Origin of the sequence: Acidovorax sp. HMWF029 (assembly GCF_003060895.1) — a bacterium.
GTDB lineage: Bacteria > Pseudomonadota > Gammaproteobacteria > Burkholderiales > Burkholderiaceae_C > Acidovorax.
In genome coordinates this window covers 1-9,916 of sequence record NZ_QAIH01000077.1, presented here as the reverse complement: position 1 = coordinate 9,916, position 9,916 = coordinate 1, and the positions used below count along the sequence as shown (strand labels likewise).

10 protein-coding genes are annotated in these 9,916 nt (G+C 59.8%); all 10 read left to right on the top strand.

Annotated features, from left to right (window positions below; translation table 11 throughout):
• A partial coding sequence (locus DBR12_RS04590; protein WP_108616166.1) for a GspE/PulE family protein occupies positions 1–1,618 on the top strand: 1,618 nt, incomplete at its 5' end.
• Positions 1,611–2,855 (top strand): type II secretion system F family protein, encoded by a 1,245-nt coding sequence (locus tag DBR12_RS04585; RefSeq protein ID WP_108616165.1) that lies wholly within the window; start codon positions 1,611–1,613, stop codon positions 2,853–2,855. The genes DBR12_RS04590 and DBR12_RS04585, both read left to right, overlap by 8 nt.
• A 27-nt stretch (positions 2,856–2,882) precedes the next feature.
• The gene (gene gspG / locus DBR12_RS04580; protein WP_108616164.1) at positions 2,883–3,338 is read left to right on the top strand and encodes a type II secretion system major pseudopilin GspG; all 456 of its coding nucleotides are present in this window, start codon (positions 2,883–2,885) and stop codon (positions 3,336–3,338) included.
• A 44-nt stretch (positions 3,339–3,382) separates the two neighbouring features.
• Positions 3,383–3,835 carry a GspH/FimT family pseudopilin gene (locus tag DBR12_RS04575; RefSeq protein ID WP_108616163.1) on the top strand — a complete coding sequence of 151 codons (453 nt, stop codon included), beginning with the start codon at positions 3,383–3,385 and terminating at the stop codon, positions 3,833–3,835.
• Entirely contained in the window at positions 3,832–4,242 is a 411-nt protein-coding gene (locus DBR12_RS04570) for a type II secretion system protein (protein ID WP_108616162.1), read from the top strand. The genes DBR12_RS04575 and DBR12_RS04570 overlap by 4 nt, the downstream gene beginning before the upstream one ends.
• A complete protein-coding gene (locus tag DBR12_RS04565; RefSeq protein WP_108616161.1) occupies positions 4,239–4,913 on the top strand; it encodes a prepilin-type N-terminal cleavage/methylation domain-containing protein in 675 nt (224 codons plus the stop codon). The genes DBR12_RS04570 and DBR12_RS04565 overlap by 4 nt, the downstream gene beginning before the upstream one ends.
• A gap of 4 nt (positions 4,914–4,917) precedes the next feature.
• Complete coding sequence (locus DBR12_RS04560) at positions 4,918–5,802, top strand: general secretion pathway protein GspK (RefSeq protein ID WP_108616160.1); 885 nt, start codon at positions 4,918–4,920, stop codon at positions 5,800–5,802.
• A gap of 68 nt (positions 5,803–5,870) precedes the next feature.
• The gene (locus DBR12_RS04555) at positions 5,871–7,142 is read left to right on the top strand and encodes a PilN domain-containing protein (protein WP_233244301.1); all 1,272 of its coding nucleotides are present in this window, start codon (positions 5,871–5,873) and stop codon (positions 7,140–7,142) included.
• A gap of 12 nt (positions 7,143–7,154) precedes the next feature.
• A complete protein-coding gene (gspM, locus tag DBR12_RS04550) occupies positions 7,155–7,715 on the top strand; it encodes a type II secretion system protein GspM (RefSeq protein ID WP_108616158.1) in 561 nt (186 codons plus the stop codon).
• Between the two features lie 880 nt (positions 7,716–8,595).
• A partial coding sequence (locus DBR12_RS04545) for a secretin N-terminal domain-containing protein (RefSeq protein ID WP_304529307.1) occupies positions 8,596–9,916 on the top strand: 1,321 nt, incomplete at its 3' end.

The window sequence follows — 9,916 nt, the reverse complement described above, 5'->3', positions numbered from 1 at the left end:
GGATAGGGCTGTATCCGCTCAGCAAGAAATGGGCGGGATGTTAGGGCGGGTTTTGATTCGGCTGGGCTTGGTTTCTGAGGTGGACGTTGCAACAGTCCTTGTGAAGCAGCTTCGGATCCCCTTGGTTTCGGCAGACAGATTTCCGGAGTTGATGCCTGAAGTTGATGGGTTGTTGCCTGAGTTTTTGCAGGCCAATGCCATCTACCCTCTCTATATCGAAGGCGGGTGTCTTCATGTGGCGATGGCTGTGCCTCAAGACGCTTTTGCTGTCAAGGCGTTGGGGCTTGCAACCGGTCTGAATATTCGTCCGCACCTAGCGTTGGAGTCCGACATAGAAAAGGCGTTGGCGGATCCAGTCGAGGCACCTGATGAGTCTGGCGATGATGGGTTCGGTGACGGCCAGGACAGCGGAGATTTTGTTGAACACCTCAAGGATCTCGCGAGCGAAGCGCCTGTAATCCGACTGGTCAACTCCATCATTGGTCGCGTGATTGATCTACGGGCATCGGACATCCATCTGGAGCCATTCGACGATGGTCTGCATGTGCGCTATCGGGTCGATGGGGTGATTCATTCGGGTGAATTGGTGCCGCCGCGGCTTAGTGCAGCGGTCAGCTCTCGCGTGAAGCTGCTTGCGCACCTTGACATTGCTGAGCGGCGCCTGCCTCAGGATGGCCGTATCAAGACGCGTGTCAAGGGGCGCGAGCTTGATTTACGGGTTTCGACGGTTCCGACTGTGCACGGCGAAAGCGTGGTTATGCGGGTGCTCGACCGTGCGAGCGTTCGGCTCGAATTGGAAAAAATGGGGTTCGAAGCCGATACCCTGGCGCGCTTCAACGCGTTGCTTGCAAAGCCGCATGGCATCTTGTTGGTAACAGGCCCTACCGGGTCAGGGAAAACCACCACACTGTATGCTGCATTGGCAAAAATCGATGCAACTGAGCAAAAGATCATCACGGTGGAAGACCCGGTGGAGTACCAGCTTGACGGGATTAACCAAATACAAGTGCATGCGCAGATCAATCTGACGTTCGCAAACGCCTTGCGCTCCATACTGCGCCAGGATCCGGACATCATCATGATTGGTGAAATGCGCGATGGTGAAACGGCTCAGATTGCGGTGCAGTCGGCTTTGACTGGGCACTTAGTCCTTTCCACGTTGCATACCAATACGGCAGCAGGTGCGGTGATCCGCATGCAGGATATGGGGGTTGAGCGCTATCTCATCACCTCAGCCGTAAATGGAGTGCTTGCGCAACGGCTCGTGCGCACCTTGTGCACTCACTGCAGGGAGCCATACCAGCCTGATGAAGAAATCCTTCAACGCACGGGCCTTGGGCGCTTCACCCGGCCCGGGCAAGTTGTGTACCGGGCGGTGGGTTGCGTCCAATGTCGGCAGTCTGGTTATCGGGGACGAACAGGTATTCATGAGCTGTTGGCACTCGACGAGCGCATGCGTCGGGCCATCATCGAAGGGCGGGATGCGAGCGCGCTGAACACCATTGCTGCACAGGCTGGCATGTTGAGCCTTTATGAAGATGGCTTGCGTAAAGTGGCCTCAGGCTTGACGACGCTGGATGAGTTGGCCCGTGTGACCCAGGACCAGACTGATGCTTGAATTCGCCTGGCGTGCGGCCTCTGCTTCAGGCCAAATCCAAGAGGGACGCATGGCTGCTGCTGGGCCTGCCGCAGTGGTGAAGCAACTGCGCGACCGGGGGCTGACGCCTCTGGCAGTGGACGAACTCCAAGACACGGGTGGGGGGGCGACAAGTGCCGCATCCTTCTCGCAGGGGCGTAAGAGCAGCCGTACTGACAAAGGCTCTGTCAACTCTGCAGACGTGTTGGCTTTGACCTCGGAGTTGGCCATCATGCTCCGTGCGGGCTTGGCGCTGGACAATGCCCTGCGCGTGTTGATTGATATGAGCCATAAGCCCAGTGTGGCGGCTCTGGTCAAGTCGACGCTAGAGGCCGTGAAGGGAGGAACACCCCTTAGCAGGGCGCTCAGTCAGCGCCATGATCTGTTTGGTGACTTTTACATCAATATGGTGCGTTCTGGCGAAGCCAGCGGGCAGATGTCTGCGGTGCTGGACCGTCTGGTGGAGCATATGGAGCGACAGCGGTTACTGCGTGATAGCGTAGTTTCCGCGACGATCTATCCAGCCATTTTGCTGGGCGTTGCGGTTTTGTCTCTGGTGGCAATGCTGGGCTTCGTGGTTCCGCAGTTCGAAAAATTGTTTACTGACATGGGTGATGCGCTGCCTTTGCCTACCCGCATGGTGATGGCGATGGGACAAGCTTTCACCAGCTATGGTTTGTTGATGGGGAGCGTAGCCCTTGTGGCTGGAGTGCTTGTACTCCGCTGGTTCAAATCGCCAAAAGGCCGTAGGTGGTGGCAAGCACGAATTCTGCGGCTGCCTTTGATGGGGCCTCTTGCTCTGAAGTACCAGCTGACGCTGTTCTCCCGCTCCCTTGGCACCCTGCTGGGTAACGGGGTTCCCATGCTGACCGCTTTGCACATCGCAACCGAAACGGTGGGCAATACGGTGTTGCAACAGGCTCTCGGCAAGGTGGGGCCTATCGTCAAAGAGGGGGGTAAGGTGGTCCAAGCCATTTCGGCCACAGGCATTTTTGAGCCCTTGGCCATCAACCTCATCAGGGTGGGCGAGGAAACTGGACGCATTGGCCCAATGATGCTGGAACTTGCAAACATATTGAACCGCGAGGTGGAAACCGGAATCAAGAGATTGCTGACCCTGGTGGAGCCTGCTCTCATTCTGGTGCTGGGCGTGTTGATTGCCGCCATCATCGTCTCCATCCTCCTCGGCATACTGTCCATCAATGACCTCGCCGTATAATTTTTGTTTGACAAAGGAACACCTCACATGGTGAGTACCTACGCTACCCATGCTCCGGCTGCAACTGTGCGCGCTCGCCGCAGCGGGGGTTTTACACTAATTGAATTGCTTGTTGTTTTGGCCATTCTGACCCTGTTGGCCGGTTTGGTGGGGCCGAGGGTGCTGAATCAGTTGGGCGGTGCCAAAGCCAAGACTGCTGCAGTCCAAATCGCCGATCTTGACAAATCTCTAGAGCTCTTCAAGCTTGATGTAGGTCGGTATCCGACGTCCGAAGAAGGGCTTGAGGCGTTGGTCAAACGTCCCGGCAATGTCAATGGTTGGACGGGTCCATATCTCAAAGGTGGGCTACCCACCGATCCATGGGGGCGTGCATATAAATACGCCAACCCGGGCTCCAATGGCGGCATTGAAATCCTTTCGCTGGGGGCGGACGGAACGCCTGGTGGCGATGGCGAAAACGGTGATATCCGCAATACTCCCTGAGTGTTGTGGTGGGCTAACACACTCGCTGCGGATAAAGGCAGAGTATGCGTCGGGAGGGTGGATTCACGCTCGTCGAATTGCTTGTGGTGTTTGCCATCATGGCGCTGCTCATTGGCATCACCCCCATTGCATATCAAAAAATGCGCGACACTGCGCAATACCGCGACGTATTGCGAACGATGCTCTCCGAGTTGCGTTCAGCTCGCCAGCAGGCAGCGCTCACGCGCTCTGAAGCTCGATTTGGCGTGAATCTTCAACAGCGCAGCTTTGGCATACAGGGGCGCAGTGAACATCCCTTGCCCGAGTCGCTCGCCGTCCGTGCCACCGTGGCTGGCATAGAAATCGGCGCGGATGGAGTTGCTGCGATCCGCTTTCTGCCAGATGGAGGTGCGACTGGCGGGAGTATTGACGTGCTGCGTTCCGCAGGCGGCGGGGGAGCTCGACTCCATGTGGATTGGCTGTCCGGGCGGGTCACCCAGGAGCCCCTTCTCCCATGACTGCAATGCTGCGCCAGCGGGGTTTTTCACTGCTGGAATTGTTGGTAGCGTTTGTCATCATGGCGCTCTCTTTGGGCATGCTTTATCGTGCAAGCGGTTCGAGTGCCCGTGCTGTCGGCGTTGCTGAGCAAAATCAGAGGGCTTCCATGGTGGCAGAGTCCGTCCTCTCCATGCGCGACTCTGTTGGCCCAGACGGCTGGCAGGACGTGGGTCAGGCGGCCGGGTATTCGTGGCGCGTGACGAGTGCGCCCTATGCGGTTCCGGCAGGGGGGACTGACACGCCGAGCCTTCATGAAGTCGGAATTGTCGTCAGTTGGCAGGATGGCACTACAGCCAAAAGCATAGAATTCCGGACCCTGATGCCCGAGCGCAAGCCTGTGCCTGCGCCCCAAGGAGTCGTGCGATGAGGCGCGCAGGCGTTACTGCTGTGATTGCCCGAGGGTTCACTCTGGTCGAAATGCTCGTGGTGATGGCACTGTTATCGTTGATCGCACTTGGTATGGGTGCAGCTTTGCGTACCACTGCGCAAACAGGGGAGCGTGTAGACCGCAGGCTTTTTGAGGCGGACGAACTGCGTGTGTCAGCCTCGTTCCTTCGTGCTGTTGTTGGGCGGATGTATCCCTTCAAGCTGAACACGCCTACTGCGGTGGGGGTGCTGCCGTATTTCTTTGAAGGGCGCCCAGATACCTTGACATGGGTTGGGGTCATGCCTGCGAGGCACGGTGCTGGGGGGCGATATTTCTTCCGGCTTTCGCTGGGCGAATCCGAAGGCAAGACGGGGCTCGTGTTGCAGTTTTTGCCATGGGAGAGCTCCATGGTCCAGCCGGATTGGGCGCGGGCGGAGACCCGCGTGCTTGTGCATCGCGCGATAGGGCTTCGAATGCTTTACGTAAGCACGGTGGTGGATCAGCCCAAGTGGAGCGCTATCTGGGAGTCAGCAGACACTTTTCCAGACCGTGTCATGATTTCCTTGCAGACCACTTCGGGCAATCTTCCAGATCTCGTGATACCTGTGCGTCCTACGCCCTCTGGTATGTCGGGTTCGGGCGAGGCGGTGTTTGGTGGCGGGGCGAGGTAAATCCATGAAGCTGCTGTTAGCGCCTGGCGCGGGAGTGGGCGTTCGCGTGACACGCTCGCGCGGTATGGCGCTTATCGCAGTACTGTGGGTTGTTGCCGCACTCACCATTCTCGTGACTGGTTTCAGTCGTGTGGCAAGGGATGAGGTTGGCATCGTTGCCTCGGCTCGTCAGGGCGTATTTGCTCAAGCCATGGGGGACGCTGCAATCGCGCTGGCCCTCCGAGAAGTTTCTGGCGTTGCCGTGCCCATTTCGCGCGTTCAGCAGGTTGAAGTCGCCTACGGAGGCGTGAAGGTTCCGGTGTTCATCATGCCGCTCAATGGGCTCATTGATCTCAATGCGGCTCCTCCTGGTCTCTTGGTGCGGCTGTATGTGGTGGCGGGCGGGCTTCCTGAGGGTGCAGCCGAGGCGCTCGCCCAGGCCACGGTAGAAGCGAGAACCAGAGCTGGCCCTATGAATCAGCCTGAACGTTTCGAGGCAAATGAAGACCTGCTTAGGGTGCCGGGGGTTGATTACGACCTCTATGCTAGACTTTCCCCGCTTTTGACTGTCTATGCCCGGGCGGGAGGAGGGCGAGTGAACCCTATGGCGGCGCCTTTGGAGGTGCTCACTGTGCTTGCAAATGGCAACGCAGCAATTGCCGGGCGCATCGTTCGAGAGCGTGACCAAGGTGCTCAATGGGTGGATACCACCTCGCTAGAGGCATCCTACATTGGGGTATCCCCTTTCCGCAGATATCGAGTTACGGCCTTGGTGCCGTTGGCAGATGGCACCCGTATGCGTGTCAGTCGCACGGTAGATCTGGGGTTTAGTTCGCGCGATGGATTGCCATGGCGCACTCTCCATGCCGAACGTAGTTTTGAACCCGTGCCGCGAACTGTGGCCAACTAATCACAATGCCAGCCATTTCTTCAGACGCTCGATTCCTTGGCGTTGATCTTCAAGCGGTTTGGCTTGATATGCGCAAGGCCTTGCAGGGCGTACATCAATGGCCTCTTCTTGCTTGGCTCACGCCAGCAGTACCCGTTCGCCTGCTTCAGGCAGACGGATCTCAATCGATCTGGTGTGATGGTGTTGAAATGACGCAGTCCCGGCAGCGGGTGGTTGACGCAAAGTGTGTTGCCATCGAGTTGCCGGAGACCCTGGTGCTGCGGCGCCAACTGACGCTGCCTCCGATGGCTGCGCAAGATATTGCGAATGCCGTGGCGCTTGACGCGCGGAGCGTGAGTCCCTTCGGGCCTGGCGAGGTGGCTTGGGGCTACTCTATCAATGCACTTGCCAAAGGTTCCATCGCTGTCGAAATTGCTCTGGCATCGCGCAGGCAGATTCAACAGTACGTCAGCACGCAGGCGGAACGCGTTCGCCAAGCAACTGACCCGGAGGTATGGGTGCGCGGTGCACAGGGCGTTGCGCCGCTGGTGTTTGAAGGTTTTGGCGAGGTCCAACGCAGTCAGCAGGCGGCGCGTTGGCGCCACCTGGGTTATGGTTTGCTGGGCACCGTTGCGCTGCTGTTGATTGCCATTGCAGTTACACCCACGGCACAGCTGCGGCTGCGGGCCATGCAGGCCGTGCATGCCTACGATGAGGTCGTGGGGCGGGTCGCTCCCGCTGTGCGCGAGCGCGAGGAATTGCTGCAGTCTGCAGAGCAGCTCTCATCCCTGGCGGAGGTGCTTGTAGGGCGCATTGAGCCTTTGACGCTCATGGATAGGCTCACCCAAGCGCTGCCTGACGACACGGCCCTCCAGACGGTCAAGCTACAGGGGGGCAAGGTCACTATTTTGGGGTTGACTGGAGATGCCTCGGCACTTATGAAAATCCTCGGAGAGCAACATGGCTTGCGCGATGTGCGCGCGCCTTCTGCTGCCACCCGCATGCCGGGTGCGCAGAAGGAGTCCTTCATGATTGAGTTCATGCTCGATCCGGCGCACTTTGGGGTGCAGACCGTGCCGCCACCATCGGCGCCCCATCAAAAAACCGCCACCGAATCTTCGGCAGGTGCATCCACCCAAGCAGCGGGTGCGACTCCGTCTACGCCAAGTGCACCCGTGGCGCCCGCCAGTGCGTCAACTAGCGCCCCTACCTCTGCACCGCCATCCGCTGCACGGGCCGCCACATTTGGCGGAGGCGCCACATTTGGTGGTGTACCAACCCGCACCGCGCCTTCCAAAGACGCTGCTGTAACCACCACGCCTACTGTGTCGACGGCGCCGACTGCGCCAGCAAAACCCTGAGCCACTCACTGCATGCAAAACCATAAAGCGCGAGAAATTGCGGCCTTGGCGGTGGTGTTTACACTGCTGCTGGCGCCGGTGGTGGCGGGTGGTATCTATGTGTTTCAAAAGCACCAATGGGCTCAGGCTCGACTCGCTGAACTGGAGCCTCGCTACGCTCGGCTGTTGGGGCTTGACGAGCAGCGCTCCGACATCTCTGCGGCGCTGGCTCAGGCCAAGGATGCAAGAGCCCGCTACGTCTACCCTGCCACGCAGGAGACCACGGTCGCAGGGAATGCTGCACAGCAGCGGGTGCGGGAGATACTCAGCGCTGCAGGGCTTCAAATCAGTAGCAGCCAGGTGCTGCCGCCCAAGGCTGTCAAAGGCTATGAGCGCATTCCCATTGCGGTGCGGGCAGAGGGTGAATGGCTGGCGGTGCAGAGTGCGCTGGCCGTTTTTTCCACCCAGCTGCCATTGATTGTGATCGATGAGTTCGAAGTGCAGGTGCTTGGCGGCTTGGGTAACACGCCGCCCAAGTTCCAGCCGAAGCTGGCCGTGAGCTTTGTATTCAGCGTGCTGCGGGAGCAAAAATGAAGCGCCCCGCAATACTGATACTCGCAGCCGTCAACTTGGCATTGCTTGCTGTGCTCGCTTGGCTTTGGTTCACCCCGGCTGCCGAACTGAAAAATAGCACCTGGGAGCCGCCATCGGCCCGCAGGGCGGACTACACGCAGATGCTGCCCCCACTGCCGAGCATGGCTCCGGTGGATACAAGCAAATTTGTTGCCATGCTTGATCGGCCATTGTTCATGCTGACCCGCAGGCCCCCTCCACCTCCGCCTCCGCCAGAGCCCGCCGCGCCGGTGGACACCCTCAGCACCGCCCGCATATTCGGCGTGTTCAGTAGTTCTGCAGGTGGCGGGGTGATCATGAACATTGGCGGTAAAGACCGTCGTGTGCGGCTTAACGAAGCCATAGACGGCGGCTGGACCCTTCAGTCTGTGTCAGGCGGCACGGCGATTTTTGTCGGCGGTGGGCAAAGCCGGTCATTGACCATGCCGCGCGCAGCCCTGACGGCATATACCGGAATGCCTGCATCGCAACCTCCTCCAGCTCCAGCTCCAGCTCCAGTTCCTGCGCCTACTTTGCAGCCCGCAGTCGCGACGCCTTCGCCTGAGAGTGGGGCTGGCGGGGCGCAAGGTTCTACAGCCCCTAGAAACACCCCGGACCCTCGGCGGGCCACCTTTGGAGGAAGTCGTTGAGTGCGGGCGCTTCAAAGATGTGAGCGCCAGTATCCGCTGGCGCCGCGAGCACTGATTTGTGCCACAGTGCGCATCTTCGACTTCTTCGGGGGTCTGGCGCTACCCAGGGGGCAGAGTCTCCTTTTGACGCCCGGCAAGCACAAGCACCGCCACTGCCAACATCCCAGTCCTTGGCAATCCAGGGGCTCCTTAAAGACAACCTTCTCGCAGACATGACACCATACCAACACGCACTTACCGTCGTAGCGCTTGCCGCCTGCCAGCTCGCTGCTGCGCAAACGCAAGGCGGGCCTGTGGTTGCGGGGCAATCCACTGTTTCTGCAGCGGCAACTGCGCCCGCAGAAGGCAGTACCATAGGCGCCGCCGCCAGCGAGCCGCGCCTGATTCAAGGCAACGACCAAGTGGTGGGGCCCGTCAAGCCCGCGCCACGTTTGGATGGCCCTCCTGTATCGCTCAACTTTGAAGAGGCGCCTGTTGCCCAGGTGGTACGCACTGTGCTGGGTGACATTCTCAAGGTGGACTACGTGCTCCATCCCCCGCTCGCCGGTTCAGTCACGTTGGCTACGCGCTCCCCCATTACGCCCGACCAAGCGTCATTCCTGCTGGAAAGCGCCCTGCAGGCCAACGGCCTGGGGATGGTGCGCGACGCGCGTGGCACCTACCACGTGGGTCGCACGGAGGCGCTGCGAAGCATCGGTGGTACCGTGCGCCTGGCAGGGGGCAACCCCTTGCCGCCAGGCCAGGGGGTGATTGTGGTGCCGCTGCAATACATCGGTGCCGGGGAGATGGCGACCATCTTGCGCCCTATGATGCCTGCCGAGTCCATAGTTCGGGTTGACAACCTGCGCAACCTCTTGGTGCTGGTTGGCACCCGAACCCAGGCCGAGGGCTGGCTCGACATGGTCAGTACCTTTGACGTCAACCTGCTCAAGGGCATGTCTGTTGGCGTGTTCCCGCTCAAGCACGCGTCGATCAAAGAGGTGGAGTCCGCCTTGGCGCTGGTGAGTGGTGGAGGCGGTGCTGCAGCCGCTGCGGCGGCACCGCAACCGGCAGGCCGTGGCGCCGTATCTGCCAGTACCCAGACCCCTGGCGGCGCTACGGGCACTGGCGCGGCTGCCATGCTGGGCGAGGGCAACCCCCTGTTCGGCGCGCTGCGCGTCATGCCCATCGAACGACTCAACAGTATTCTGGTCGTCACCCCCCGTGCGGCGTATCTGGAAGAGGCTCGCCGCTGGATCGAGCGCCTCGATCAACCCAGCGATAACGGTGCCGAAGCGCAACTGCATATATTTAAAGTCCAAAACGGAAATGCACGCCACCTTGCATCGGTGCTGAGTGGTATTTTTGGCGGAATGGGAGGCTCTGCCGCAGCGGGTGGTACTGGTGTGGCGCCGGGGCTCACGTCTGCTACGGGCAACACCTTTGGGCAGGCAAGCGTTCCCAACGCATTTGGCAACACGGGGTCTCTGGTTGGTGGGGCATTTGGCAGCCGCACTGGCACAGGGCTGGGCAATGCGGGCTCATCCTTGGGGG

What these genes read in the sequence shown, in the direction of transcription:
- DBR12_RS04560 (WP_108616160.1), top strand. Translation starts at nt 4,918, where the DNA reads ATGAAGCTGCTGTTAGCGCCTGGCGCGGGAGTGGGCGTTCGCGTGACA.
- DBR12_RS04585 (WP_108616165.1), top strand. Translation starts at nt 1,611, where the DNA reads ATGCTTGAATTCGCCTGGCGTGCGGCCTCTGCTTCAGGCCAAATCCAA.
- gspG (WP_108616164.1), top strand. Translation starts at nt 2,883, where the DNA reads ATGGTGAGTACCTACGCTACCCATGCTCCGGCTGCAACTGTGCGCGCT.
- DBR12_RS04570 (WP_108616162.1), top strand. Translation starts at nt 3,832, where the DNA reads ATGACTGCAATGCTGCGCCAGCGGGGTTTTTCACTGCTGGAATTGTTG.
- DBR12_RS04575 (WP_108616163.1), top strand. Translation starts at nt 3,383, where the DNA reads ATGCGTCGGGAGGGTGGATTCACGCTCGTCGAATTGCTTGTGGTGTTT.
- gspM (WP_108616158.1), top strand. Translation starts at nt 7,155, where the DNA reads ATGCAAAACCATAAAGCGCGAGAAATTGCGGCCTTGGCGGTGGTGTTT.
- DBR12_RS04565 (WP_108616161.1), top strand. Translation starts at nt 4,239, where the DNA reads ATGAGGCGCGCAGGCGTTACTGCTGTGATTGCCCGAGGGTTCACTCTG.
- DBR12_RS04555 (WP_233244301.1), top strand. Translation starts at nt 5,871, where the DNA reads ATGCGCAAGGCCTTGCAGGGCGTACATCAATGGCCTCTTCTTGCTTGG.